Consider the following 25,813-nt stretch of genomic DNA (forward strand, 5'->3'; position numbering starts at 1 on the left):
ATGGCCGGAGCGCGCCATCCTAGAGCCGGAACAGTCCGGCCGACCAGGGGTTTCCCCGCATTGTCAGTGCCGTGGTGTGCAATGGATCTCGTGCCCGCACTGCAAGAACCACTGAAGCAGCCGCTGAAGTCGGTGCTCGGCCCCGCCACCGCGAAGGTGATGGCCGAGCACCTCGGCCTGCACACCGTCGGCGACCTCCTCCACCACTACCCGCGCAGATACGAGGAGCGCGGCCAGCTCACCCGACTCGCCGACCTCCCCATGGACGAGCACGTCACGGTGGTCGCCCAGGTCGCCGACGCGCGCCTGCACAGCTTCGCCTCCGCCAAGGCCCCCCGCGGCAAGGGCCAGCGCCTGGAGGTCACGATCACCGACGGCAGCGGCCGGCTCCAGCTGGTCTTCTTCGGCAACGGCGTCCACAAGCCCCACAAGGAGCTGCTGCCGGGCACCCGCGCGATGTTCGCCGGAAAGGTCTCGGTCTTCAACCGCCGTCTCCAACTGGCCCACCCGGCCTACGAGTTGCTGCGGGGCGACAGTGACGAGACGGTGGAGAGCTGGGCCGGCGCCCTGATCCCCATCTACCCGGCCACCGCCAAACTGGAGTCCTGGAAGATCGGCAAGGCGGTGCAGACGGTGCTGCCCACCGCCCAGGAAGCCCTGGACCCCCTCCCGCCGTCCCTGCGCGAGGGCCGTGGCCTGATCCCGCTCCCCGAGGCCCTGCTCAAGATCCACCGCCCGCACACCAAGGCGGACATCGGCGACGCCCGCGCCCGCCTGAAGTGGGACGAGGCCTTCGTCCTGCAGGTCGCCCTGGCCCGCCGCCGCCACGCGGACACCCAGCTCCCGGCCGTCCCCCGCCGGCCGAGGCCCGACGGCCTCCTCGCGGCCTTCGACGACCGCCTGCCCTTCACCCTCACCGACGGCCAGCAGAAGGTCTCCAAGGAGATCTTCGACGACCTCGCCACGGAACACCCGATGCACCGCCTGCTCCAGGGCGAGGTGGGATCGGGCAAGGCTCAGCCACTGGACTCGCTCGTCCTCACACCCGCCGGTTTCCGTTGCATGGGCGACTTGAAGGCAGGGGACGAGGTCATCGTGCCGGACGGGGAGGTGGCCCTGATCGACGGTGTCTTTCCGCAAGGAGAACGCGACGTCTGGCGTTTGGTCCTTTCCGATGGAAGTTCCGTGGAGTGCGACGACGAACATCTCTGGATCGTCGGCACGAGCTGCGGGTGGCATCGGGGTGAGAAGCCCAAGGTCATGACGACCCGGGACATTCGCCTGGACATGTTCGAGGCAAACGGATCCTCGAAGTGGTACATCCCCGCAGCAGCCCCCGTCGACCTCGGAGGCGACTCCGGTCTGCCGATGGATCCCTACCTGTTCGGCCTTCTCCTCGGAGACGGCTCGTTCCGCCACAACCTGCGTCTCTCCACGATCGACGACGAGATCCGAGATGCCGTGGAGGCCGCCGTGGCGCCGGGATGCCGACTGGTGCCTGTGAAGGACTCCCGCTGCGACTACACGATCCAGCTCACACAACGCGTCGGCGGGGTCCGCAATCCGGTGATCCAAACACTGCGAGACCTGAACCTGTGGGGCAAGACGTCGCATGGGAAATTCGTTCCCGACGACTTCAAGAACACGTCGATCAAGAACCGTCATGCATTGCTGCAAGGGCTTCTGGACACCGATGGAACTGTTCACGCCGATGGCATGAGTGTTTCGCTCTGTTCCGCTTCGCGCAGGCTCGCTGACGACGTCGCCTGGCTCGTACGTTCGCTCGGCGGCCGTGCGCGCGTCCTGCCGAAGCGCGATGCCTTCGACGTGTCAGTGGCGCTGCCCGACGAATACGCTCCATTCCGTCTGCCCCGTAAGGCCGCCCGTGTCCGACCCCGGCCGAACTACGACACGTTCCGACGCGGAATTCGCGCGGTCGAGTACGTGGGGCGAAAGCCGGTCCAGTGCATCAGTGTTGTCCACCCGAGCCACGCCTACGTCACCGACAACTTCACGGTGACCCACAACACGATGGTCGCCCTGCGCGCCATGCTCGCCGTGGTCGACGCGGGCGGTCAGGCGGCCATGCTGGCGCCCACCGAGGTGCTCGCCCAGCAGCACCACCGCTCGGTCACCGAGATGATGGGCGAGCTGGCCGAGGGAGGCATGCTGGGCGGCGCGGAGCACGCCACCAAGGTCGTCCTGCTCACCGGCTCCATGGGCGCCGCCGCCCGCCGCCAGGCCCTGCTCGACCTGGTCACCGGCGAGGCCGGCATCGTCATCGGCACCCACGCCCTGATCGAGGACAAGGTCCAGTTCCACGACCTCGGCCTGGTCGTCGTCGACGAGCAGCACCGCTTCGGCGTCGAACAGCGCGACGCCCTGCGCGGCAAGGGCAAGCAGCCCCCGCACCTTCTGGTCATGACGGCCACCCCGATTCCGCGCACGGTCGCCATGACGGTCTTCGGCGACCTGGAGACCTCCGTCCTCGACCAGCTCCCCGCCGGCCGCTCCCCGATCGCCAGCCACGTGGTCCCGGCCGCCGACAAGCCCCACTTCCTCGCCCGCGCCTGGGAGCGGGTCCGCGAGGAGGTCGCAGGCGGCCACCAGGCGTACGTCGTCTGCCCCCGCATCGGCGACGACGTCGACGAGGCGGCCGACCGGAAGAAGGCCCAGCAGAAGTCCCCCGAGGACGAGGCGGAGAAGCGCCCGCCGCTCGCGGTCCTGGACGTCGCCGACCAACTGGGCCGCGGCCCCCTGCAGGGCCTGAAGGTGGAGGTCCTCCACGGCCGTATGAACCCGGACGACAAGGACGCGGTGATGCGCCGCTTCGCGGCCGGCGAGACGGACGTCCTGGTCGCCACCACGGTCATCGAGGTCGGTGTGAACGTCCCCAACGCCACGGCGATGGTCATCATGGACGCCGACCGCTTCGGCGTCTCCCAGCTCCACCAGCTCCGCGGCCGCGTCGGCCGGGGATCGGCCCCCGGCCTGTGCCTCCTGGTCACCGAGATGCCCGAGGCCAGCCCGGCCCGCCAGCGCCTGAACGCCGTCGCCGCCACCCTCGACGGCTTCGAGCTCTCCCGCATCGACCTCGAACAGCGCCGCGAGGGCGACGTCCTCGGCCAGGCCCAGTCCGGCGCCCGATCCTCCTTGCGCGTCCTCGCGGTCATCGAGGACGAGGAGGTCATCGCGGAGGCGAGGGAGGAGGCGACGGCCCTCGTGACCGCCGATCCCGAGCTGGAGCGGCTGCCGGGTCTCCGTACGGCGCTGGACGCCCTGCTGGACGAGGAAAGGGAGCAGTACCTGGAAAAGGGCTGAGGCGGCGGCGCCCCGAGTCAGGCGCGGGGCCGTGCTCCGCCTGCGGCTACCGCCGCGTGGGCGCGACCGGCCACAATGAACGTAAATCCGCCCACGAAGAAGGACCCCACATGACCCGCGTGATCGCCGGCAGGGCCGGCGGACGGCGCCTCGCAGTACCCCCCGGCACCGGAACCCGGCCGACATCGGATCGCGCCCGCGAAGGTCTCTTCTCCACCTGGCAGTCCCTCCTGGGCGGCCCCCTGGACGGGGAACGAGTCCTCGACCTCTACGCCGGCTCGGGCGCGGTAGGCCTGGAGGCCCTCTCCCGGGGCGCGAGCCACACGCTCCTCGTCGAAGCGGACGCCCGCGCAGCCAGAACGGTCCGCGAGAACGTCAGGAACCTCGGCCTCCCCGGCGCCGAGGTGCGATCGGGCAAAGCGGAACAAGTGATCCGAACCGCACCCCCCGCCGCGCCGTACGACCTCGTCTTCCTCGACCCCCCGTACGTCGTCACAGATCACGATCTTCGCGAGATTCTGCTCACACTCCACTCGGAAGGCTGGCTCGCTGAGCAAGCGCTCGTCACCGTGGAGCGCAGCACCAGAGGCGGCGAATTCCGTTGGCCGGACGGCTTCGAGGCGATCAGGTCCCGTCGCTACGGCGAGGGAACGTTTTGGTACGGTCGCGCCGCCTCTACGTGCGAAGACGCACGATGACCGGACCGGAGAGCGAGGGATCACAAGTGCGCCGCGCCGTCTGTCCCGGGTCGTTCGACCCGATCACCAACGGACATCTCGACATCATTGCCCGAGCCTCCCGCCTGTACGACGAGGTCTACGTCGCGGTGATGATCAACAAGTCCAAGAAGGGCCTGTTCGAGATCGAGGAGCGGATCGAGCTGATCCGCGAGGTCACCGCCGACTACGCCAACGTCCGCGTCGAGGCCTTCCACGGCCTCCTCGTCGACTTCTGCAAGCAGCGCGACATCCCCGCCATCGTCAAGGGCCTGCGCGCCGTCAGCGACTTCGACTACGAGCTGCAGATGGCCCAGATGAACATCGGCCTCACCGGCGTCGAAACCCTTTTCGTGCCCACCAACCCCACCTACAGCTTCCTCTCCTCCTCGCTGGTCAAGGAGGTCGCGGCCTGGGGCGGCGACGTCTCCCACCTGGTGCCGGCCCCGGTGCTCGAGGCCCTGAACAAACGCCTGCGCAAGGTCTGATGGGACCGATGGGACTACAGTCGTCCCGTCCGTCTCCATCCCGGCTGTAGAGAGTGGCGAGCACAGGTGGACGTGCAGAAGAAGCTCGACGAGATCGTCTCCGCGGTCTCCGGCGCCCGGTCCATGCCCATGTCGGCGTCCTGCGTGATCAACCGCGCCGAGCTGCTCGCGATGCTGGAGGAGGTGCGCCAGGCCCTGCCCGGCTCCCTCGCGCAGGCGCAGGAGCTGATCGGCGACCGTGAGCAGATGGTCGAGCAGGCCCGTCAGGAGGCCGAGCGGATCATCTCGAACGCGCATGCCGAGCGCGGCTCGCTGATCTCCGACACCGAGATCGCCCGCCGCTCCCAGGCCGAGGCCGACCGGATCCTCGCCGAGGCCCGCAAGGAGGCCGAGGAGGTCCGCGCCGAGGCCGACGACTACGTCGACTCCAAGCTCGCCAACTTCGAGGTCGTCCTCACCAAGACCCTCGGCTCGGTGGGCAGGGGCCGGGAGAAACTGCTCGGCACGGGCCCCGGCCTGGACGAGAACGGCTACGAGGACGAGGACGCCCCCGAGCGCAGCCACGACCCGGAGACCCTGCGCCACAACGCCGACCAGTACGTCGACGTCAAGCTGGGCGCCTTCGAGGCGGTCCTCGCCAAGACCCTGGAGGCCGTCGGCCGCGGCCGGCAGAAGCTGCACGGCCGGATCGCCACGGACGACCTCGGCGCCCTCGCCGACGACACCACGACCTTCCAGCACTCCAGCGACGCCGACTACCTCGCCGACCTCGCCGCCCTCGCCGAGCAGGACACCCCGGCCGAGCGCCCGGACCGGCAGCAGCAGCCGCAGCAGCCGCAGCAGCCGTCGTACGACCCGCAGCCGGCCTACGCGTCGTACGAGCAGCAGCAGCAGCCCGACCCCTACGGGGGCTTCCCGCAGCAGCCCGCCTACGGCCAGCAGGACCCGTACGGCTACCAGCAGGCCGACCCGTACGCGGCCTACCAGGGCTCCTACGACCCCCAGCAGGCCGCCTACGACCACCAGCACGCCCAGCAGCCCCAGCACGCCCAGCAGCAGGGGTACGCCCTGGACGAGACCAGCCTCTTCGACACGGGCATGATCAGCGCGGAGCAGCTGCGGGCGTACGAGCAGGGGCGCGGGCTGCAGTGAGGCACCGGATTGGGCCCTGAGCGAAAGGTCCAGTATCCTGGCTCTTCGGTCGCGCGTACGTCCGCGATCACCGCTGCCCTCGACATCGACGGGCGGCGGCCCTCCGAGCTCGAAGATCGAAAGCAGGAATGGCCTCCAACGCCCGCCTCGACCACCGCAACCCCCTCGTGTTCGACACGCACGAGCTGGGTCGGCGTCCTGGCGCGCTGCAGCGCCTGACCCGCACGATCGACGCTCCCGCCGATCTCGGCATCCAGGGAGTGATCGGAGTGCCGGAAGGCGCCCCGGTGGAGCTCGAACTCCGGCTCGAGTCGGTCATGGAAGGGGTGCTCGTCACAGGCACCGCCCGTGCACAGGCCGAGGGGGAGTGCGTAAGGTGTCTGGAGCCGGTCGGGCTGGAGCTCGAAGCGGACTTCCAGGAACTGTTCTCGTACCCTGACGCCGACGACCGGGGCCGCGTGATCGCGGAACCGGGCGACGACGCCGAGGACGACGAGGACAGGTTCTTCCTCGAGGACGGACTCTTCGACCTCGAACCTCTGCTGCGCGATGCGGTGGTGCTCGCACTGCCGATGCAGCCGGTGTGCCAGGAAGACTGCCCGGGCCTGTGCTCCGAGTGCGGAGCGCGGCTCGCGGACGACCCGGACCACCACCACGACGCCGTCGACATCCGTTGGGCGGCATTGCAGGGACTCGCCGGTTCACTCGAAGACGGCGAGAAGGACGAGATGAGCGGCGCCGAAGCGGGCGTCGACGAGAAGCAGGAGAAGTAGCCGTGGCTGTTCCGAAGCGGAAGATGTCGCGCAGCAACACGCGCCACCGCCGGTCGCAGTGGAAGGCTGCGGTCCCCACCCTGGTTGCGTGCGAGCGCTGCCACGAGCCCAAGCAGCAGCACATCGCGTGCCCGTCTTGCGGCACCTACAACAAGCGCCAGGTCCTCGAAGTCTGAGTGGGCTGGTGAGAGGCACTGTGTCCAGTCCCAAGAAGGCGGAAGACGCCAAGGCGGACGCACCCGCCAAGAAGAAGGCGGACAACCAGGCCTCGTCCCACACGCTTCTGGAAGGGCGGCTCGGCTACAAGGTCGAGTCCGCCCTTCTGGTGCGCGCGCTGACCCACCGTTCCTACGCGTACGAGAACGGCGGTCTGCCGACGAACGAGCGGCTGGAGTTCCTCGGTGACTCCGTCCTCGGACTCGTCGTCACGGACACGCTGTACCGCACCCACCCCGACCTGCCCGAAGGCCAGCTGGCCAAGCTGCGGGCCGCGGTGGTCAACTCGCGTGCGCTGGCGGAGGTCGGCCGCGGCCTCGACCTGGGCTCCTTCATCCGGCTCGGCCGCGGTGAAGAGGGCACGGGCGGCCGGGACAAGGCGTCCATCCTCGCCGACACCCTGGAAGCGGTGATCGGCGCGGTCTATCTCGATCAGGGCCTCGACTCGGCGTCCGAGCTGGTGCACCGGCTCTTCGACCCGCTGATCGAGAAGTCCTCGAACCTCGGTGCCGGCCTGGACTGGAAGACCAGTCTCCAGGAGCTCACCGCGATCGAGGGGCTCGGCGTGCCCGAGTACCTCGTCACGGAGACCGGTCCCGACCACGAGAAGACCTTCACTGCTGCTGCCCGCGTCGGAGGCGTCTCGTACGGCACCGGCACCGGCCGCAGCAAGAAGGAGGCGGAGCAGCAGGCCGCCGAGTCCGCCTGGCGGGCCATCAAGGCCGCCGCGGACGAGCGCGCCAAGGCGGCCAAGGAAGCGGCCGCCGCGGACGCCGAGGCGGTCAGGGCGGCCAAGGAGGCCGCTGCCGAGGGCGGTGATCCGGCAGCCGGACAAGCCGCCGCCAAGGACGGCGACCCGTCGTCCGCTCCCGCCTGACCCACAGCAGTACCGAGCGCCCGCCCCGCCGTTCCCGACGGGGCGGGCGCTCCGCTCGTCCACCGCTTCGTACGGGGGGTCCCGATGCCCGAGTTGCCCGAGGTCGAGGTCGTACGGCGCGGTCTCGCGCGCTGGGTCGCCCACCGCACCGTCGCCGAGGTCGAGGTGCTGCATCCGCGCGCCGTGCGCCGGCACATCGCGGGCGCCGACGACTTCGCGCACCGGCTCAAGGGACACCACATCGGCATGCCCAGCCGCCGAGGCAAGTACCTGTGGCTGCCGTTGGAGGAGACGAACCAGTCCGTGCTCGCCCACCTCGGCATGAGCGGCCAGCTGCTGGTGCAGCCGCACGAGGCACCCGACGAGAAGCACCTGCGCATCCGGATCCGGTTCGCCGACTCCCTCGGCACCGAACTCCGCTTCGTCGACCAACGCACCTTCGGCGGGCTGTCGTTGCACGACAACACCCCCGGCGGCCTGCCCGACGTCATCGCGCACATCGCCCGTGACCCCCTCGACGAGCTGTTCGAGGACGAGGCGTTCCACCTGGCGCTGCGCCGCAAGCGGACCACCATCAAGCGGGCCCTGCTGGACCAGTCGCTGATCAGCGGCGTCGGCAACATCTACGCGGACGAGGCGCTGTGGCGCGCCCGCATCCACTACGAGCGCCCGACGGCGAACTTCACCCGTCCCGTCACGACCGAACTCCTCGGTCACATCCGGGACGTGATGAACGCCGCCCTCGCCGTGGGCGGCACCAGCTTCGACAGCCTGTACGTCAACGTCAACGGCGAGTCGGGCTACTTCGACCGGTCCCTGGACGCGTACGGCCGCGAGGGCGAGCCCTGCAGGCGGTGCGGCACCCCGATCCGCCGCCGTCCCTGGATGAACCGTTCCAGCTACTTCTGCCCGAAGTGTCAGAGGGCGCCGCGCGTCTCGTCGTAACGCTCCCGTGCCGCGAGGACGTCGTCCATGGCGTCCTCCACGCAGTGGATGAGCGCCAGCAGCCGCTCGGCCACCTGCCGGCCCAGGGGAGTCAGCCGGTAGTCCACGCGCGGCGGGTTGGTCGGCTGCGCCTCGCGGTGCACCAGGCCGTCGCGCTCCAGCGCGTGCAGCGTCTGGGACAGCATCTTCTCGCTCACGCCGTCCACGCGGCGGCGCAGCTCGTTGAAGCGCAGCGAGCCCTCGTACAGCGCGCCCAGCGTCAGTCCGCCCCAGCGGCCCGTGACGTGCTCCAGCGTGCCGCGCGACGGGCAGGCCTTGGCGAAGACGTCGTAGGCGAGGTCGTCGTGGTCCTGGGTGGTGGCACTCGTACCGGCGGTCATGGCACAAGGATACGCCCGCACAGCGCTAACCACCAGGTTGCACTAACTGATGGTTAGTGCTTTCCTTGGGTCACTGCTTCCGAGCTGCCCATTCGAGGAGTCTTTGTGACCACCCCTGTCGTTTCCATCGCCTACCACTCCGGCTTCGGCCACACCGCCGTCCTCGCCGAGGCCGTCCGTGCCGGTGCCGCCGGCGCGGGTGCCGAGGTGCACCTGATCAAGGTCGACGAGATCACCGACGAGCAGTGGGAGACGCTGGACCGCTCCGACGCGATCGTCTTCGGCTCGCCCACCTACATGGGCACCGCCTCCGGTGCCTTCCACGTCTTCGCCGAGGCGACCTCCAAGCGCTGGTTCGGCCAGGACTGGAAGGACAAGCTGGCCGCCGGCTTCACCAACTCGGCGTCCAAGAGCGGCGACAAGCTGCACACCCTGCAGTTCTTCCAGACGCTCGCCGCCCAGCACGGCATGACCTGGGTCAACCTCGGCCTGCACCCGGGCTGGAACGCCAGTACCGCTTCCGAGAACGACCTCAACCGCCTCGGCTTCTTCTCCGGCGCCGCCGCCCAGAGCAACAACGACGAGGGTCCCGAGGGCGTCCACAAGGCCGACATAGCCACGGCCGAGCACCTGGGACGCCGGATCGCCCGGACGGCCGACGTGTTCACGCGGGGGCGCGCGGCCTGAGGGCTCGGTGACGGTTCAGGGCGGAGGACCGCCGACCGCCGGCGGGCGCGAGGGCATCGCCGTACGCGGCACCTTCGCCCGGACCGTCTCAGTACCCGAAGTCCTGCGTCCACCAAGGCCCGCCCGGCCCGAAGTGGACGCCGACGCCGAGGGTCTTGAAGTCGCAGTTCAGGATGTTGGCGCGGTGGCCGGGGCTGTCCATCCAGGCCTGCATCACAGCCGCCGCGTCGGCCTGGCCGCGCGCGATGTTCTCGCCGCCGAGGCCGGTTATCCCCGCCGCCGCGGCCCGGTCCCACGGCGTCTTGCCGTCCGGGTCGGTGTGGTCGAAGAAGTCCCGCGCCGCCATGTCGTCGCTGAACGACTCGGCCAGCCTGGTCAGCGAGGAGTTCACGGTCAGCGCGCTGCAGCCGACCTTCGCCCGCTCCTCGTTGACGAGCTTCAGCACCTCCGCCTCGGTGGCGTTGGCCGTGGCCACCGCCGCCGGTGCGGCACTCGTCCTCGGCGCCTTGGACGCCGTGCTCGACGGGGTGCTCGTCGGCTTGCCGTCCGGCGTCGCCTGCGGGGTCGGCGTCGCGGTCGCCGACTTCGACGGGGTGGGCGTGGAGGCAGTGGGCGTGGGGGAGGCCGACGCCGACGCCGGTTGCGACGCGGAGGCGGACGGGCTCGGGGGCTGCGAAGGCCCGGAGCCCGGGCCGGCGCCGCCCACGGGGCTGTCGGCGCTGCCCCAGGTGCCGCCCTGCTCGGCGGCCGTGTTGCTCGGCGTGTCCACCACCTGCACCCGGTCGGCGCCGGTGGTGTGCGTGACGCCCCCGAGCCGGAAGTTCTGCAGACCCGGCACCACACCGGTGGCCACGGCGGCCGTACCGAGGGCCACGGCCACGGACACCCCGAGCAGGCCCGCGCGCACCGGCCTCGCGCCCTTCTTCCGGCGCCGGTGGCCGGGGGAGGAGTCGCCGGCCAGGGTGAAGCCGCCGCCCCCCGGGCCGCCCGGGCCGTCGTCCTCGGCCGAGAACAGATAGGCGTGCGCCTTGGCGGTCGCCTCGGCATAGGCCAGTGGCTGCAGACCGGTCGCCGGGGTGTGGGCCTCGGGGTTCAGGTACGGCGCGATGCCCCGGGGCGCCTGTTCACGCCGGACGAGCTCCGTCCGCTCGCGCCGGACGATCTCACCCGGGTACGACTCCCGCCGGCCGCCACCCGGATACGGGTCCTGCCGGGCCCAACCTGGATACGAGTCCTGTCGGCCGCCTGGATACGAGTTCCGCAGGGCGCCGCCTGGGTACGAGGCCTGCCGGGCGCCACCCGGGTACGGCTCCCGGGCGCCACCCGGGTACGGATCCTGCCGGAGGCCGGTCGTGTACGGGTCCTGCCCGAGGCCACCGGTGTACGGGTCCTGCCGGCCGCCACCCGGGTACGAGTTCCGCAGGCTGCCGCCTGGGTACGAGCCCTGCCAGGCGCCACCCGGGTACGAGCCCTGCCGGGTGCCCACGGTGTCCAAGTCCTGCCAGGCCTCACCCGCGAACGAGTCCTGCGGGGTGCCGCTCCCGGGGAGGGAGCGCTGCGTGTGTGTGACCCCCGTGGCGCGGCCCTTGGCGGCGCGGCCGGCGGCGGAGCGTCGGTGGCGGCCCATGCCCTTGCCCTCTTCCTCGTCCTCGCGGTCGGCCGGTGCCTGCGCGGCGAGTGACTCTCCATGGCCAACCCGACTCACCCGATCGAGTGAGTTTCATATGAGATGCATTGGCTCGGGACGGTACCGCATGCCGCCGACGGGCGATGTGTCCCGCGCGACACCGGCCGGTTAGGTTGCACCCATGAGCGAGGATGTACGGCTGGTCGCCTGGGTGCGTGGACGCGTGCAGGGCGTGGGTTTCCGCTGGTTCACGCGTGCCAAGGCGCTGGAGATCGGGGGCCTGAGTGGTTTTGCTCTCAATTTGGCCGACGGTCGCGTCCAGGTCGTCGCGGAGGGGGCGCGCGAGGGCTGCGAGGGACTGCTGGAGTGGCTCCAGGGCGACGACACGCCCGGACATGTGGACGGAGTCACCGAGATCTGGGACACACCCCGCGGCGGCTACGACGGCTTCGCCATTCGCTGAGCCGGTTCTGTAAAGGCGCGCAGGCAGGCGCACGGGGAGCTGCCGGGGGCACATGCGCACAGCAGAAACGACCTGGTGGTTGCCAAGAACGGCCCGGCATGGCAGGCTCCGCAGGAACAGCTGATCGTCACGCCCTGAAGGCCCCGGATGACTCGCTGCGCCGCCGTTTTTCCGGCCGCGCGCCCCGGTTTGCCCGCCAATACAGGGCGTGATCGTGTTGACCGTCAAACTTTTTGGTGAGACGCTGAAAGCCCCGCGCACCTTAGCTGTTTGGCATGGAGCAGCAGCAGAGCAACACCCGGATGTGCCAAGCACCGCGGGTGCAATCCCTCACGACCCACACCGCATCGGTCGGTCACTCATTGTGGAGGACCATCCATCATGGCAAAGGCGCTTCTCGGTTACGTCGGCGGCTCCGACCCTCGACTCCTCGCCGAGATGCGACGGCTGCAGCAGCGTGTCCAGGACCTGGAGTCCGAGCTCGTTAGGATCCAGGCGGAGAACGAAGCGCTGGCGGCTGCCGCCTCTCAGGACAGGATCATGGAGAGCATCGACGCACACCAGGCGGAGCCTGCGCTCACCTGATCACTGCATCGCTCCACGACAGCAGTCGCAGCGATCTGGCTGCCGTATCAACCGCTCAGTTGATCGGACGACCGTAACCCGGCCGTCAGAGTTGCAAGGGACGCTTCGGCGTCCCTTCTTTCTTTGCCCCCGCATCCTTTCACCTTCTTTAACGTACGGTCTGCCCTGCATGTTCAATGGCGAAACCGTGGGGTTGCGAGTGTTCGTGGAGTGAGATAGCGGCGCCCGGTAGAGTCCAGCGGCGTGCACCTCAAGGCCCTGACCCTCCGCGGGTTCAAGTCGTTCGCCTCGGCGACCACGCTCCGGTTCGAGCCGGGCATCACGTGTGTCGTCGGCCCGAACGGCTCGGGCAAGTCCAATGTCGTGGACGCGCTCAGCTGGGTCATGGGCGAACAGGGCGCCAAGTCGCTGCGCGGCGGCAAGATGGAGGACGTCATCTTCGCCGGCACCACCGGCCGCCCCCCGCTGGGCCGCGCCGAGGTGTCCCTGACCATCGACAACTCCGACGGCGCGCTGCCCATCGAGTACGCCGAGGTCACCATCACGCGGATCATGTTCCGCAACGGCGGCAGCGAGTACCAGATCAACGGCGACACCTGCCGCCTCCTGGACATCCAGGAACTCCTCTCCGACTCCGGCATCGGCCGGGAGATGCACGTCATCGTCGGCCAGGGCCAGCTCGACTCCGTCCTGCACGCCGATCCGATGGGCCGCCGCGCCTTCATCGAAGAGGCGGCCGGTGTCCTCAAGCACCGCAAGCGCAAGGAGAAGGCCCTGCGCAAGCTGGACGCGATGCAGGCCAACCTCGCGCGCGTGCAGGACCTGACCGACGAACTGCGCCGCCAGTTGAAGCCGCTGGGCCGCCAGGCGGCGGTGGCGAGACGGGCCGCCGTGATCCAGGCGGACCTGCGCGACGCACGCCTGCGACTCCTCGCCGACGACCTCGTACGCCTGCGCCAGGCGCTGAAGGCCGAGATCGCGGACGAGGCGGCCCTGAAGGAGCGCAAGGAGGCGGCCGAGCGGGAACTGAAGAAGGCCCTGCACCGCGAGGGGCTCCTGGAGGACGAGGTACGGCAGCTCACGCCGCGCCTCCAGCGCGCCCAGCAGACCTGGTACGAGCTCTCCCAGCTGGCCGAGCGCGTCCGCGGCACCGTCTCGCTCGCCGACGCCCGGGTGAAGAGCGCCACCTCCGCGCCCCCCGAGGAGCGGCGCGGCCGCGACCCCGAGGACATGGAGCGCGAGGCCGCCCGGATCCGTGAGCAGGAGGCCGAGCTGGAGGCGGCCCTGGAGGCGGCCCAGCGTGCCCTCGACGACACGGTCGCCCACCGCGCCGAACTGGAGCGGGAGCTCGCGCTGGAGGAACGCCGGCTGAAGGACGTCGCCCGCGCCATCGCCGACCGCCGCGAGGGCCTGGCCCGGCTGTCCGGCCAGGTCAACGCGGCCCGCTCCCGAGCGGCCTCGGCCCAGGCCGAGATCGACCGCCTGGCCACCGCCCGAGACGAGGCACAGGACCGCGCGGTGCGCGCCCAGGAGGAGTACGAGGCCCTGAAGGCCGAGGTGGACGGCCTCGACGCCGACGACGCGGACCTGGCCGAACAGCACGAATCCGCCAGGCGCCGGCTCACCGCGTCCGAGGCCGCCCTGAGCGCGGCCCGCGAGGCACTCACCACCGCCGAGCGCACCCGTGCCGCGACCCAGGCCCGCCACGAGGCGCTGGCGCTGGGCCTGCGCCGCAAGGACGGCACCGGCATACTCCTCGGCGCTCGCGACCGCCTCACCGGGGTCCTGGGCCCGGCGGCGCAATTGCTGACGGTCACCCCCGGCTACGAGGTGCCGCTCGCCGCGGCCTTCGGCGCGGCGGCGGACGCGATCGCCGTGACGACCCCGGCAGCGGCAGCCGAGGCGATCCGCCTGCTGCGCAAACAGGACGGCGGCCGAGCGGCACTGTTGCTGGCGGGGGAAGCGCCCGGAAGGGACGCGGGGCGGGACATCACGCGGCTCCGCCGCGTGGGCGCGCCCGGCCACGTTGAACCCGCGGACACCCCAGGGCCCGGCGCCCCCCTCCTCGCCGCCGAACTCGTCCGCGGCCCCGCCGACCTCATGCCCGCCGTCCACCGCCTCCTGCAGGGAATCGTCGTCGTCGGCACCCTGGAGGACGCCGAGGACCTCGTCTACGCGCACCCGGAACTCACCGCCGTCACCGCCGAGGGCGACCTCCTCGGTGCCCACTTCGCCCACGGCGGCTCGGCCGGCGCCCCCAGCCTGCTGGAGGTACAGGCCTCCGTGGACGAGGCCGCGGCCGAGCTGGCCGACCTGGCGGTGCGCTGCGAGGCGCTGGCCCAGGAGCAGCGGGCGGCAGCCGAACGGCGCACCGAGGCCGCCACCCTGGTGGAGGAACTCGCGGAGCGGCGTCGCGCGGCAGACCGGGAGAAGTCGGCCGTCGCCCAGCAGCTCGGCCGGCTCGCCGGGCAGGCGCGGGGGGCGGCGGGCGAGGCCGAACGGTCCGCCGCGGCCGCCGCACGCGCGCAGGAGGCGCTGGAGAAGGCCGTACAGGAGGCCGAGGAGCTGGCCGAGCGGCTCGCCGTGGCCGAGGAGATGCCGGTCGAGGACGAGCCGGACACCTCCGTACGCGACCGGCTCGCCGCCGACGGCGCCAACGCCCGGCAGACCGAGATGGAGGCCCGGCTCCAGGTCCGTACCCACGAGGAGCGGGTCAAGGGGCTCGCCGGGCGGGCCGACTCGCTCGACCGGGCCGCCCGCGCGGAACGCGAGGCACGCGCGCGTGCCGAGCAGCGCCGCGCCCGGCTGCGGCACGAGGCGGCCGTGGCGGAAGCGGTCGCCTCCGGCACCCGGCAGCTGCTCGCACACATCGAGGTCTCCCTCGCCCGCGCCGAGCAGGAGCGCGCCGCCGCCGAGGCCGCCAAGGCGCAGCGCGAGCAGGAGCTGACCGCCGCGCGCACCGCCGGACGCGAACTGAAGGCCGAACTCGACAAGTTGACGGATTCGGTGCACCGCGGCGAGGTACTCGGCGCCGAGAAGCGGCTGCGGATAGAGCAGCTGGAGGCCAAGGCGCTGGAGGAGCTGGGTGTCGAGCCGGAGGGGCTGGTGGCCGAGTACGGCCCGCACCAGCCCGTGCCGCCCTCGCCCCCCGCCGACGGCGAGGTGCTGCCCGAGGACCCCGAGCATCCGCGCAACCAGCCCAGGCCCTTCCACCGCGCCGAACAGGAGCGGCGGCTCAAGGCCGCCGAGCGGGCGTACCAGCAGCTCGGCAAGGTCAACCCGCTGGCGCTCGAGGAGTTCGCGGCGCTGGAGGAGCGCCACAAGTTCCTCAGCGAGCAGCTGGAGGACCTGAAGAAGACCCGCGCCGACCTGCTGCAGGTGGTGAAGGAGGTCGACGAGCGCGTCGAGCAGGTCTTCACCGAGGCCTACCGGGACACCGCCCGCGAGTTCGAGGGCGTCTTCAGCAGGCTCTTCCCCGGCGGTGAGGGCCGTCTGGTGCTGACCGATCCCGACAACATGCTCACCACGGGCGTGGACGTCGAGGCGCGCCCGCCGGGCAAGAAGGTCAAGCGGCTGTCCCTGCTGTCGGGCGGCGAGCGCTCGCTGACGGCGGTGGCCCTGCTGGTGTCGATCTTCAAGGCACGCCCGAGCCCCTTCTACGTCATGGACGAGGTCGAGGCGGCGCTGGACGACACCAACCTCCAGCGGCTGATCCGGATCATGCAGGAGCTGCAGGAGGCCTCGCAGCTGATCGTGATCACGCACCAGAAGCGCACCATGGAGGTCGCCGACGCGCTCTACGGCGTGTCGATGCAGGGTGATGGCGTCTCGAAGGTCATTTCCCAGCGCCTTCGTTGAGCGCAGTCATCAAGATCAACTCACTCTGTGTTCAAGAAGTGAACATAGAGTCCTCGGGTGCATCGAAAAACTCACAGCCGTTGAAGTATTGACTTCGAAACTTGAAGGCATAGTCTCTGCAACGTTGCTTTTACCTTCAGGTCTCACCTGTAAGGGCTCGCCCCCACCCGCGGCAGCGTTGCCGTGGCCCGAGGAGATACCCCGTGACCAGCACAGCGCAGGCACCTCAGTCAGGAGCCAGGACGGCTCAGCCCGAGCATCTCGGGCACGTCATCTTCATCGCGGCGGCTGCCGCCATGGGCGGCTTCCTCTTCGGTTACGACAGCTCCGTGATCAACGGCGCGGTCGAGGCCATCCGCACCAAGTACGACATCGGTTCCGCGGCCCTCGCCCAGGTCATCGCCGTCGCCCTGATCGGGTGCGCCGTCGGCGCCGCGACCGCCGGCCGCATAGCCGACCGGATCGGCCGCATCCGGGTCATGCAGATCGCCGCGCTCCTCTTCGTCGTCAGTGCTGTCGGCTCCGCGCTGCCCTTCTCCCTGTGGGACTTCGCCTTCTGGCGCATCGTCGGCGGCTTCGCCATCGGCATGGCCTCCGTCATCGGCCCCGCCTACATCGCCGAGGTCGCCCCGCCCGCCTACCGCGGCCGGCTCGGTTCCTTCCAGCAGGCCGCGATCGTGGTCGGCATCGCCGTCTCCCAGCTGGTCAACTGGGGTCTGCTGAACGCCGCCGGCGGCAACCAGCGCGGTCACCTGATGGGCCTGGAGGCCTGGCAGGTCATGCTCGGCGTCATGGTCGTCCCGGCCGTCCTCTACGGCATGCTGTCCTTCGCGATCCCCGAGTCCCCGCGCTTCCTGCTCTCCGTCGGCAAGCGTGAGCGTGCCAAGGAGATCCTCGCCGAGGTCGAGGGCAAGGACGTCGACATGGACGCCCGCGTCGCCGAGATCGAGCACGCGATGAAGAGCGAGCACAAGTCCACGTTCAAGGACCTGCTCGGCGGCGGCTTCTTCTTCAAGCCGATCGTCTGGATCGGTATCGGCCTGTCGGTCTTCCAGCAGTTCGTCGGCATCAACGTCGCGTTCTACTACTCCTCCACCCTCTGGCAGTCGGTGGGCGTCGACCCGACGGACTCGTTCTTCTACTCCTTCACGACGTCGATCATCAACATCATCGGCACCGTGATCGCGATGATCTTCGTGGACCGCGTCGGCCGCAAGCCGCTCGCGCTCATCGGCTCGGTCGGCATGGCCGTCGGTCTCGCGCTGGAGGCCTGGGCGTTCTCGTACCACCTCGTCGACGGCAAGCTCCCGAGCACCCAGGGCTGGGTCGCCCTGATCGCCGCCCACGTCTTCGTCCTCTTCTTCGCCCTGTCGTGGGGTGTGGTGGTCTGGGTCTTCCTCGGCGAGATGTTCCCGAACAAGATCCGCGCCGCCGCCCTGGGCGTGGCCGCCTCGGCACAGTGGATCGCCAACTGGGCCATCACCGCGAGCTTCCCGTCGCTGGCCGACTGGAACCTCTCCGGCACCTACATCATCTACACGGTCTTCGCCGCGCTCTCGATCCCGTTCGTCCTGAAGTTCGTCAAGGAGACGAAGGGCAAGACGCTGGAGGAGATGGGCTGACCAGCCCCGTGAACTCGGGGAGAAGGGCCAAGTCCCCGCTGCCCCTCTCCTCGTACCTTCCGCCGCCCCCGGCCCGGCACTGCCCGGTCCGGGGGCGGCGGTGTCGTACGCGCCGGTCACCAGACGAGAATGCGGGCTCCGAGTCGCTGGGCCCGTGGCGTCGCCGCCTCGATGGTGTCCAGGCGGCTCTCGATCCCGTACGGACGCTCCCCGAGCGCCGCGCAGATCGTGTCCCGATGGGTGCGCAACAGGGCGATCTCCCTCAAGGAACCGGGGAAGCTCCTCGGCCGGGACCTCCATCCAGTCGCCGTCGAGCAGGGGAAGGTAAGGGGCGCCCAGTGAGCGCACCACCTCCGATCCCACACCTTCCACCGCCAGGACTCGAACCCCGCCGAGTCGTTGCATGACCCGCCCGGACCACCGGATGGACGCCGCAGGTCAGTCGCCCAGTGCCGGAATCACCCGCTCCGCGAACAGCCGCAGGCTCCGCCACCCCTCCTCCAGCGGCATACCGCCCACCAGCGGATGCAGTACGAGGCTGTCGGCGCCCAGTGCCACGCACTCCTCCGGGGTGAGGACGCGGTACACACCCTCCTCGCGCAACTCCTCCGCCGTCGTGGCCGCCGACTTCACCGCCGAGCGGATCCCACCCGACTGCCACGAGGCGTAGGTCCGCGCCTCGTGCAGGAAGTGCTCGCCGTACTTGGCCCACGCCCGGTCCGGGTCCTCCGCGATGTGCAGCAGGGGAGTTTCGGCCGCCGGCATCATGACCCAGCCCTCGGTGCCGTACTCGGTGAGCCTCTCCTTGTAGTACGACTCCAGCTCCGGCAGATGGGCGCTCGGGAAGAACGGCAGACCGAGGCGGGCGGCACGGCGGGCGGCGGCCTTGGAGGAGCCGCCGACCAGCAGGAGCGGGTGCGGGTCGGTGTACGGGCGCGGGGTGAGCCGTACCGTGCGGCCCCGGTAGGTGAACTCCTCGCCGGACCACGCCTCGAGCAGGGTCTGAAGCAACTCGTCCTGGAGCCGGCCCCGGCGTCCGAAGTCGACGTCGAACAGGGCGTACTCCTCGGGCCGGTAGCCGATCCCGGCCACCGTCACCAGCCGTCCGCCGCTCAGCAGGTCCAGTACGGCGATCTCCTCGGCCAGCCGCAGCGGGTCGTGCAGCGGGCCGATCACCGCCGACACGGTCACCGCGATCCGGCGGGTCGCCCCGAACACCGCGCCCGCGAAGGCGAACGGCGACGGCAGCCAGTTGTTTTCCGCGCCGTGGTGCTCCTCGGTCTGCACGGTGCTGATCCCGTGCTCGTCCGCGTACGCGGCCATCTCCAGGGCGGCCCGGTAGCGGGCGGAGAGGGCGGCCGGGGTGGCGCCGGGAGCGACGAGGTTGAAACGGACGACCGTGACGGGCATGGGAAGTCCCCCTCCGGTGCGATGCGGTGGAGGGGGACGGTAGCTGACGTAGCGTCAGATGGCCATGGAGAGGCGGGAGGTAGAGACGCGGGATGACCGATGCCGTACCCACCGATCCACGGGCGGAGGCCGGCCGGAGCCGGGTCGCGCTGTGGCTCGACCCTGCCGACCTGCGGTGGTCGGCCGGCCACTGCTGCTGCCCCGACGACGCGGACCAGGACACCCGGGACCGCTGCGGCCGCCTCCGATTCCGCGCGAGTGCCGCCCTGCACAAGAGCGGCCTGCCCGGCTGAGGCCCGTCACACGGAGGCGGTCGCGCGCTCCTCGGCCGGCTCGGTGACCTCGGCCGGCCTCGTCACCGCCGGCTTGGGCAGGGCCAGGTACAGCAGGCCCGAGATCACGATCGTGGCGACCCAGCCGAGGCCGTACTCGCCGATGACGTTGTTCTTCGCGAGCGGGCCGGTGAACCAGTCCGAGGTCGTGAACATCAGGCCCGACACCAGGCCGATCGCCCAGGAGGCCACGGCCGCGGGGGAGAAGCCGCCCTTGTACCAGTAGGCGCTGGTGCGGGTGGTGTCCGTCATGGCGCGGCCGTCGTACTCGGTGCGGCGCAGCATGTCCGCGCCGAAGACGCCCACCCAGGCGGAGAAGGCGACCGCCAGCAGCGACAGGAAGGCGATGAACGAGCCCATGAAGCTCGTCGCCACCAGCATCAGCACACCGCCGAAGACCAGCGAGATCACGGCGTTGACCGAGACCGCCCAGTGCCGCGGCACCTTGAAACCCAGGGTCTGCGCGGTGAAGCCCGCCGAGTACATCGACATCGAGTTGATCAGCAGCATGCCGATCAGCGCGATGAACAGGTACGGCACCGCGATCCACGTCGGCAGGATCTCGCCGAGGAAGGACACCGGGTCGGTGGCCGAGGCCAGGTCCGGCGTGGACACCGCCATCACCGCGCCCATCAGGACCATGGGCAGGACGACGATGCCGGCACCGCCCACCGCCGTACCGACGATCGCCTTCGAGGACGCCGTGCGGGGGAGGTAGCGGGTGAAGTCCGGCGCGGACGGGATCCAGCTGACACCGCCGGCCGCGATCATGCCGACGCCGGTGATCACCGCGGCCGTCGAGCCCCCGCCGTGGTGCATCACCTTCGACCAGTCGGTGTTCGCCGCCAGGTAGACCAGGACCAGCACCGAGAAGACGCCGAAGAGGTACGTGGCGTACTTGTTGCACTTCTGCACGGCGTTGATGCCGAGGCCCGAGATCGCGAAGGTCGCGACGACGAACACCAGCAGCATCACCATGTCCAGCACGCTGTTGGCCTTCAGCCCGAACACGATGTCCAGGATGGTCAGCATCGCGTAGGCGCCGGTGACCGCGTTGATCGTCTCCCAGCCCCAGCGCGCGACCCAGATCAGCGAACCGGGCAGCAGGTTGCCGCGCTGGCCGAAGACCGCACGCGAGAGCGCCATGCCGGGCGCGCCACCGCGCTTGCCCGCGATACCGATCAGACCGACCAGGCCGTACGACACGAGCGGCGCCGCCGCCGCGACGACGAGCGCCTGCCAGATGTTCAGGTGGTACGCCACGACGAGGCTCGCGCCCATCGTCAGCAGCAGCACGCTGATGTTGGCGCCGACCCAGGTGGGGAACAGCTCACGGGTCTTGGCGGTGCGCTCGTGATCCGGGACCTGCTCGATACCTCGGGTCTCGAGAGCGCCTTCGGTCTCGACGGTTTTGCTCATGAAAAAGGGGCACCAGACGTGGGGGGACAGGGGACGGTCGGGACTCTACGCGCGTCGACCGAGTCGCCACCATCGTACTTTGCTCCGAGTCCTCGTATTAAGTGGCGTTTGTCTCTCAGAGGAAGACACAAACAGCCTTCCGTGACAACCCATGGCTGATACTGGACCCGTTATGGAAACCGTCATCCTTGCTGTAGTCATCGCCGTCGTCGTGCTCGCGGCGCTCGGCGGGCTGCTGGTCGGCACCCGGCGCAAGAAGCCGCTGCCTCCGCCGCCCCCGAAGACGCCCGACATCACCGCGCCCCCGGCCGAGCCGCACGTCGGCGAAGAGGCCGAGACGCCGCGCGAAGAACCGCGCCGGACCATCGAGGAGGTGGATCTCCCCGGCGGCCCCGCCCCGGTCGTCGTGGAGGAGCCTCCCGCTGTCGAGGCTCCCGAGATCGAGATCCCGGAGCCCACCGCGGGCCGGCTGGTCCGCCTGCGCGCCCGCCTGTCCCGCTCCCAGACCGCCCTCGGCAAGGGCCTGCTCACGCTGCTCTCGCGTGAGCACCTGGACGACGAGACCTGGGAGGAGATCGAGGACACGCTGCTCACCGCCGACGTCGGCGTGCAGCCCACCCAGGAGTTGGTCGAGAGCCTGCGCGAGCGCGTGAAGGTGCTCGGCACCCGCACCCCCGCGGAGCTTCGCAACCTGCTGCGCGAGGAACTGCTCAAGGTCGTCGGCACGGACTTCGACCGCACCGTCAAGACCGAGCCCGAGGACCGCAAGCCCGGCATCGTGATGGTCGTCGGTGTCAACGGCACCGGCAAGACCACCACCACCGGCAAGCTCGCGCGCGTGCTCGTGGCCGACGGCCGCACCGTCGTCCTGGGCGCCGCCGACACCTTCCGCGCCGCCGCCGCCGACCAGCTGCAGACCTGGGGCGAGCGGGTCGGCGCCTACACCGTGCGCGGACCGGAGGCCGGGGACCCCGCCTCCGTGGCCTTCGACGCGGTCAAGGAAGGCAAGGAGATGGGGGTCGACGTCGTCCTCATCGACACCGCCGGCCGCCTGCACACCAAGACCGGCCTCATGGACGAGCTCGGCAAGGTCAAGCGGGTCGTGGAGAAGCACGCGCCGCTCGACGAGGTGCTGCTCGTCCTCGACGCGACCACCGGCCAGAACGGCCTGGTCCAGGCCCGCGTCTTCGCGGAGGTCGTGGACATCACCGGCATCGTGCTGACCAAGCTGGACGGCACGGCCAAGGGCGGCATCGTCGTCGCGGTCCAGCGCGAGCTGGGCGTACCGGTCAAGCTGGTCGGCCTCGGCGAGGGCGCGGACGATCTGGCACCGTTCGAGCCGGAGGCGTTCGTGGACGCGCTGATCGGTGACTGAAGGCCCAGCAGATTTACCCAGTGCTTTCGAGGAGCGCCCGCCCCAAGGTCCAGTGGGGACGGGCGCTGCCTCTTTCTGCGCCCGATCCGGCCCCGCCCTCGCGGACGCGGTCGCTCGCCGTCGCGGTGCCTGAACGGATGGTTGCTGTGCCTGCCCGGTGATGGTTGCCGTGCCTGACGGCCCGGATCACGCCCGCGCCCGCGACCGTGCGCCACAGACGCCGATGTCCCCAGCGGCAGCCGTCGGGTGGGGCGCGGGTGGGTGCGGTTGGTGGGCCGGGTCAGGTTGCGTCGGGGGTGCTGGTGGAGGCGCGGCGTGGGTGGCCGTGTCGTGGGTCGGGTGCGGCCCGGGCGCGGTCGGTGGCCGGGTTGGGGTCGGGCGGTAGGTGTTGGTGGGCGTGTGCCGCAGGCGGCTTTGTCGTTGGGTCGGGCGTAGGCGGTGGGTCGGGTTGGCGGCGTGCGGTGGGTGTTGGTGGGCGTGTGCCGCAGGCGGCTCTGTCTTCGCGTCGGGCGCGGCCGGTGGGTCGGATCGAGGTCGTGCCGTAGGCGTTCGTGGGCGTGCGCCGTGGGCTGTTGTGGCGTCGCGTCGGGCGTAGTCGGCGAGGTCGCGTCGGAGGCGTGGGCGGACGTGTGGCTGGGCGGTTACCGGATTCGGTGGCCCGCAAGAAGCGCCCGGCCCCAAGGTGCAGTTGGGGTCGGGCGCTTCGCCCTGCCGGTGCGCGTGCGGCCGATTACGTCCGTGCCCGCGACCGGTGCGCCACATATGCCAGTGTCCCCAGCAGCAGCCGTGCCGCCGGAGGCCGGGTCGCCGAGTCCAGCGCGGGCGGGCGCAGCCAGCGTGCCGGGCCCAGGCCGCCGCGGTCGGAGGGCGGGGCGGTGATGTGCGTACCGGGGCCGAGGCCGCGCAGGTCCAGGGCCGAGGGGTCGTCCCAGCCCATGCGGTAGAGCAGCCGGGGCAGCTCGACGGCGGCGCCGGGCGCGACGAAGAAGTGGGCGCGGCCGTCCGGGGTCGCGGTCACCGGACCGAGGGGGAGTCCCATCCGCTCCAGGCGGGCCAGGGCGCGGCGGCCGGCGGCCTCGGAGACCTCGATCACGTCGAACGCCCGGCCCACCGGCAGCATCACCGCGGCGCCCGGGAACTCCGACCAGGCCTTGCTCGCCTCGTCCAGCGTGGCCCCGGCCGGCACGGGGGGCGCGAAGTCCAGCGGATGCGCGCCCGGCGCCGGGCAGTCGGCGTGTCCGCACGAGCAGACGCCCGCCGCGGCCCGCGCTCCGGGCACCACGTCCCAGCCCCAGAGCCCGGTGAACTCGGCGACGGCGGTGCAATCCGACGAACGGCCGCGCCGGCGCGTGCCGGAGCGGATCTCGCGAATGCCGCCGATCGTGAAGCCCATGCCCCCTCCAACGGGTCCAGCGCGCCGGTGGTTACGACACGGAACGAGACGGAAGCGGAACGTAACGCTACGGCTCCGCCTTCCCCGTTCGGTGCGAGGCGAAGGCGGCGCCTTGAGGTGCAACGGGTGGCGCATCGGGGTGTTCGCGCCCCCGTGCGCATCACTCCGCCCACTTCCGGCCGTCCTATGTCAAGTGAATCGCGTACGGCCGACCGTGAGTTCATTCGAAGGGGTGGCGAATGGTGGCGTTTCCGGGATCCCCGTGGCTGGACGGGTGATCGTAGGATTACTGTGAGTGTGCGAGTCCGGGCGGCATATGCATGGTTGGGTATGCCGGAGGCGAGTCGTCAGCTCGTTCGAAGAGTGAGAACCGGCGGACAGGAAGCCGTATTTACCGGCATTCTGATAAGGCTTGGCGCACTCGACGACAAGTGGTCTCAGGGATGGGGGCGTTCCAGTGAGCGGCAACGGCGGTAGCGTGACGAACGCTGACAAGCGCCCCAATGAGCTGCTCGGCTCGTGGTTCGTGCGCAGCGGCTGGTCCAAGGGCGAGCTGGCCCGCCAAGTGAACCGCCGGGCACGCCAGTTGGGCGCCAACCACATCTCCACCGACACCTCGCGCGTGCGCCGCTGGCTGGACGGGGAGAATCCGCGCGAGCCGATCCCGCGCATCCTCTCGGAGCTGTTCTCCGAGCGCTTCGGCTGTGTGGTCTCCATCGAGGACCTCGGCCTGCGCGCCGCCCGCCAGTCACCCTCCGCGTCCGGTGTCGACCTGCCCTGGACGGCACCCCAGACGGTCGCCCTGCTCAGCGAGTTCTCGCGCAGCGACCTGATGCTGGCCCGGCGCGGCTTCCTCGGCACCTCCCTGGCGCTGTCCGCGGGTCCCTCCCTCATCGAGCCCATGCAGCGCTGGCTCGTCCCGAGCCCCACCTCCCCCCTCCCGCCGGAGCCGGACCCCCTCCTCGACTCCCGCAGGCCGGGCCGCCTCTCCAAGCCCGAGCTGGACCTCCTGGAGTCCACCACGCGGATGTTCCGGCAGTGGGACGCCCAGTGCGGTGGCGGCCTGCGCCGCAAGGCGGTCGTCGGCCAGCTGCACGAGGTCACCGACCTGCTCCAGGAACCCCAGCCCGAGGCCACCACCCGCAAGCTCTTCAAGGTCGCCGCCGAGCTGGCCGAACTGGCGGGCTGGATGTCGTACGACGTGGGCCTGCAGCCCACCGCGCAGAAGTACTTCGTCCTCGCCCTGCACGCGGCCAAGGAGGCCGGCGACAAGCCCCTCGGCTCGTACATCCTCTCCAGCATGAGCCGCCAGATGATCCACCTCGGCCGGCCCGACGACGCCCTGGAGCTGATCCACCTCGCCCAGTACGGCAGCCGCGACTGTGCGAGCCCGCGCACCCAGTCCATGCTGTATGCGATGGAGGCCCGTGCCTACGCCAACATGGGCCAGCCCGGCAAGACCAAGCGCGCGGTCCGCATGGCCGAGGACACCTTCGCCGAGGCCGACGAGTGGGACGAGCCGGACCCCGACTGGATCCGCTTCTTCTCCGAGGCCGAGCTGTACGGCGAGAACTCCCACTCCTTCCGCGACCTCGCCTACGTCGCCGGACGCAGCCCCGCCTACGCCTCCCTCGCCGAGCCGCTGATGCGGAAGGCGGTGGAGAAGTTCGCCGACGACGGCGAGCACCAGCGGTCGTACGCGCTGAACCTGATCGGCATGGCCACCGTGCACCTGCTCCAGCGCGAGCCCGAGCAGAGCACGGTGTATGCCTCCCAGGCCATGGACATCGCCAAGAAGGTCCGCTCCGAGCGTGTGAACACTCGTATTCGAAAGACGGTCGACACGGCCGTACGGGACTACGGCGACCTCACCGCCGTGGCCGACCTCATCGATCAGCTCTCCGTCGAACTGCCGGAGACCGCCGAAGCGGTCTGACGCACCCGGCTCCCCCCGCCCCGGCCGCGGCCGGTCCTCTCGAACTGCCCGACTCGGCTCCCCCACGCCAGGTCATCGGGAGGCCCGCCGCGGCCGGCCTGTGTCACCGCGGGGATGATCTTCCGGCGATGGTTGCGTCACGATAACGATCGCCGAGCCGCGAATCCGGTGGTTCATCCAGGCGTAACAAGCAGGGTGCCTTCGTCACCCCGGCGAAACAACGAGGGGCTTCCACCGA

At 70.5% G+C, this 25,813-nt stretch carries 22 protein-coding genes; 16 read left to right on the top strand and 6 right to left on the bottom strand.

Annotated features, from left to right (window positions below; genetic code table 11):
- Positions 1–81 precede the first annotated feature (81 nt).
- From LMU33_RS25845 to mutM, 8 genes are all read left to right on the top strand, one after another.
- A complete protein-coding gene (locus LMU33_RS25845) occupies positions 82–3,321 on the top strand; it encodes a helicase-related protein (protein ID WP_228622994.1) in 3,240 nt (1,079 codons plus the stop codon).
- Between the two features lie 110 nt (positions 3,322–3,431).
- Positions 3,432–4,019, top strand: coding sequence for a 16S rRNA (guanine(966)-N(2))-methyltransferase RsmD (gene rsmD, locus LMU33_RS25850; protein WP_228622995.1), 588 nt, complete (start codon positions 3,432–3,434; stop codon positions 4,017–4,019).
- Positions 4,020–4,045: 26 nt separating this feature from the next.
- The gene (gene coaD, locus LMU33_RS25855) at positions 4,046–4,525 is read left to right on the top strand and encodes a pantetheine-phosphate adenylyltransferase (RefSeq protein WP_055704332.1); all 480 of its coding nucleotides are present in this window, start codon (positions 4,046–4,048) and stop codon (positions 4,523–4,525) included.
- A 66-nt stretch (positions 4,526–4,591) separates the two neighbouring features.
- Positions 4,592–5,677 carry a F0F1 ATP synthase subunit B gene (locus tag LMU33_RS25860; protein WP_228622996.1) on the top strand — a complete coding sequence of 362 codons (1,086 nt, stop codon included), beginning with the start codon at positions 4,592–4,594 and terminating at the stop codon, positions 5,675–5,677.
- Positions 5,678–5,805: 128 nt separating this feature from the next.
- Positions 5,806–6,450, top strand: a complete 645-nt coding sequence (locus LMU33_RS25865; protein ID WP_228622997.1) for a YceD family protein — start codon at positions 5,806–5,808, stop codon at positions 6,448–6,450.
- Between the two features lie 2 nt (positions 6,451–6,452).
- Positions 6,453–6,626 carry a 50S ribosomal protein L32 gene (gene rpmF, locus LMU33_RS25870; RefSeq protein ID WP_003951102.1) on the top strand — a complete coding sequence of 58 codons (174 nt, stop codon included), beginning with the start codon at positions 6,453–6,455 and terminating at the stop codon, positions 6,624–6,626.
- An 8-nt stretch (positions 6,627–6,634) separates the two neighbouring features.
- On the top strand, positions 6,635–7,543 hold the full coding sequence (gene rnc, locus LMU33_RS25875) for a ribonuclease III (protein ID WP_228622998.1): 909 nt from the start codon (positions 6,635–6,637) through the stop codon (positions 7,541–7,543).
- An 84-nt stretch (positions 7,544–7,627) separates the two neighbouring features.
- Positions 7,628–8,488 carry a bifunctional DNA-formamidopyrimidine glycosylase/DNA-(apurinic or apyrimidinic site) lyase gene (gene mutM, locus LMU33_RS25880; protein ID WP_228622999.1) on the top strand — a complete coding sequence of 287 codons (861 nt, stop codon included), beginning with the start codon at positions 7,628–7,630 and terminating at the stop codon, positions 8,486–8,488.
- Here mutM and LMU33_RS25885 read toward each other — a convergent pair.
- Positions 8,461–8,868, bottom strand: coding sequence for a winged helix-turn-helix transcriptional regulator (locus tag LMU33_RS25885; RefSeq protein WP_228623000.1), 408 nt, complete (start codon positions 8,866–8,868; stop codon positions 8,461–8,463). The two genes, mutM and LMU33_RS25885, sit on opposite strands and share 28 nt — an antisense overlap.
- A 105-nt stretch (positions 8,869–8,973) precedes the next feature.
- Between LMU33_RS25885 and LMU33_RS25890 the strand changes: the two genes are divergently transcribed.
- Positions 8,974–9,555, top strand: coding sequence for a flavodoxin family protein (locus tag LMU33_RS25890; RefSeq protein ID WP_228623001.1), 582 nt, complete (start codon positions 8,974–8,976; stop codon positions 9,553–9,555).
- A gap of 88 nt (positions 9,556–9,643) precedes the next feature.
- On the opposite strand, the gene LMU33_RS25895 is transcribed toward LMU33_RS25890, so the two are convergent.
- Complete coding sequence (locus LMU33_RS25895; protein ID WP_372478056.1) at positions 9,644–10,717, bottom strand: CAP domain-containing protein; 1,074 nt, start codon at positions 10,715–10,717, stop codon at positions 9,644–9,646.
- A 646-nt stretch (positions 10,718–11,363) separates the two neighbouring features.
- Here LMU33_RS25895 and LMU33_RS25900 point away from each other — a divergent pair.
- The 4 genes from LMU33_RS25900 to LMU33_RS25915 all read left to right on the top strand — a co-directional run bounded on the left by LMU33_RS25900 (position 11,364) and on the right by LMU33_RS25915 (position 17,710).
- Positions 11,364–11,645, top strand: a complete 282-nt coding sequence (locus LMU33_RS25900; RefSeq protein ID WP_228623002.1) for an acylphosphatase — start codon at positions 11,364–11,366, stop codon at positions 11,643–11,645.
- Between the two features lie 381 nt (positions 11,646–12,026).
- On the top strand, positions 12,027–12,230 hold the full coding sequence (locus LMU33_RS25905) for a hypothetical protein (protein ID WP_061925742.1): 204 nt from the start codon (positions 12,027–12,029) through the stop codon (positions 12,228–12,230).
- A 243-nt stretch (positions 12,231–12,473) separates the two neighbouring features.
- Positions 12,474–16,088 (top strand): chromosome segregation protein SMC, encoded by a 3,615-nt coding sequence (gene smc, locus LMU33_RS25910; RefSeq protein WP_228623003.1) that lies wholly within the window; start codon positions 12,474–12,476, stop codon positions 16,086–16,088.
- 203 nt (positions 16,089–16,291) lie between these two features.
- The gene (locus tag LMU33_RS25915) at positions 16,292–17,710 is read left to right on the top strand and encodes a sugar porter family MFS transporter (protein WP_228623004.1); all 1,419 of its coding nucleotides are present in this window, start codon (positions 16,292–16,294) and stop codon (positions 17,708–17,710) included.
- Between the two features lie 116 nt (positions 17,711–17,826).
- Here the strand turns inward: LMU33_RS25915 and LMU33_RS25920 are convergent, their stop codons facing one another.
- Both LMU33_RS25920 and LMU33_RS25925 read right to left on the bottom strand, forming a co-directional pair.
- The gene (locus LMU33_RS25920) at positions 17,827–17,976 is read right to left on the bottom strand and encodes a hypothetical protein (RefSeq protein ID WP_228623005.1); all 150 of its coding nucleotides are present in this window, start codon (positions 17,974–17,976) and stop codon (positions 17,827–17,829) included.
- 172 nt (positions 17,977–18,148) lie between these two features.
- The gene (locus tag LMU33_RS25925; protein WP_228623006.1) at positions 18,149–19,120 is read right to left on the bottom strand and encodes an LLM class flavin-dependent oxidoreductase; all 972 of its coding nucleotides are present in this window, start codon (positions 19,118–19,120) and stop codon (positions 18,149–18,151) included.
- A gap of 92 nt (positions 19,121–19,212) precedes the next feature.
- Between LMU33_RS25925 and LMU33_RS25930 the strand changes: the two genes are divergently transcribed.
- On the top strand, positions 19,213–19,413 hold the full coding sequence (locus tag LMU33_RS25930) for a hypothetical protein (protein ID WP_228623007.1): 201 nt from the start codon (positions 19,213–19,215) through the stop codon (positions 19,411–19,413).
- A 6-nt stretch (positions 19,414–19,419) separates the two neighbouring features.
- On the opposite strand, the gene LMU33_RS25935 is transcribed toward LMU33_RS25930, so the two are convergent.
- Positions 19,420–20,871, bottom strand: a complete 1,452-nt coding sequence (locus LMU33_RS25935; protein ID WP_228623008.1) for a cytosine permease — start codon at positions 20,869–20,871, stop codon at positions 19,420–19,422.
- A 172-nt stretch (positions 20,872–21,043) separates the two neighbouring features.
- On the opposite strand from LMU33_RS25935, the gene ftsY reads away from it, so the two are divergent.
- On the top strand, positions 21,044–22,246 hold the full coding sequence (gene ftsY, locus LMU33_RS25940; RefSeq protein ID WP_228623009.1) for a signal recognition particle-docking protein FtsY: 1,203 nt from the start codon (positions 21,044–21,046) through the stop codon (positions 22,244–22,246).
- 730 nt (positions 22,247–22,976) lie between these two features.
- On the opposite strand, the gene LMU33_RS25950 is transcribed toward ftsY, so the two are convergent.
- The gene (locus tag LMU33_RS25950; protein ID WP_228623010.1) at positions 22,977–23,639 is read right to left on the bottom strand and encodes a bifunctional DNA primase/polymerase; all 663 of its coding nucleotides are present in this window, start codon (positions 23,637–23,639) and stop codon (positions 22,977–22,979) included.
- Positions 23,640–24,096: 457 nt separating this feature from the next.
- On the opposite strand from LMU33_RS25950, the gene nsdA reads away from it, so the two are divergent.
- Positions 24,097–25,575 carry a transcriptional repressor NsdA gene (gene nsdA, locus LMU33_RS25955; protein ID WP_228623011.1) on the top strand — a complete coding sequence of 493 codons (1,479 nt, stop codon included), beginning with the start codon at positions 24,097–24,099 and terminating at the stop codon, positions 25,573–25,575.
- Positions 25,576–25,813 lie beyond the last annotated feature (238 nt).

The sequence above is a fragment of the Streptomyces barringtoniae genome, from assembly GCF_020819595.1.
Classification (GTDB): domain Bacteria; phylum Actinomycetota; class Actinomycetes; order Streptomycetales; family Streptomycetaceae; genus Streptomyces; species Streptomyces barringtoniae.

Bases quoted from the DNA above. Each gene is read 5' to 3' on its own strand.
- LMU33_RS25865 (WP_228622997.1), top strand. From the start codon at position 5,806: ATGGCCTCCAACGCCCGCCTCGACCACCGCAACCCCCTCGTGTTCGAC.
- LMU33_RS25905 (WP_061925742.1), top strand. From the start codon at position 12,027: ATGGCAAAGGCGCTTCTCGGTTACGTCGGCGGCTCCGACCCTCGACTC.
- LMU33_RS25950 (WP_228623010.1), bottom strand. From the start codon at position 23,639: ATGGGCTTCACGATCGGCGGCATTCGCGAGATCCGCTCCGGCACGCGC.
- LMU33_RS25900 (WP_228623002.1), top strand. From the start codon at position 11,364: ATGAGCGAGGATGTACGGCTGGTCGCCTGGGTGCGTGGACGCGTGCAG.
- LMU33_RS25885 (WP_228623000.1), bottom strand. From the start codon at position 8,868: ATGACCGCCGGTACGAGTGCCACCACCCAGGACCACGACGACCTCGCC.
- rsmD (WP_228622995.1), top strand. From the start codon at position 3,432: ATGACCCGCGTGATCGCCGGCAGGGCCGGCGGACGGCGCCTCGCAGTA.
- ftsY (WP_228623009.1), top strand. From the start codon at position 21,044: ATGGAAACCGTCATCCTTGCTGTAGTCATCGCCGTCGTCGTGCTCGCG.
- LMU33_RS25935 (WP_228623008.1), bottom strand. From the start codon at position 20,871: ATGAGCAAAACCGTCGAGACCGAAGGCGCTCTCGAGACCCGAGGTATC.
- LMU33_RS25845 (WP_228622994.1), top strand. From the start codon at position 82: ATGGATCTCGTGCCCGCACTGCAAGAACCACTGAAGCAGCCGCTGAAG.
- LMU33_RS25930 (WP_228623007.1), top strand. From the start codon at position 19,213: ATGACCGATGCCGTACCCACCGATCCACGGGCGGAGGCCGGCCGGAGC.
- mutM (WP_228622999.1), top strand. From the start codon at position 7,628: ATGCCCGAGTTGCCCGAGGTCGAGGTCGTACGGCGCGGTCTCGCGCGC.
- LMU33_RS25925 (WP_228623006.1), bottom strand. From the start codon at position 19,120: ATGCCCGTCACGGTCGTCCGTTTCAACCTCGTCGCTCCCGGCGCCACC.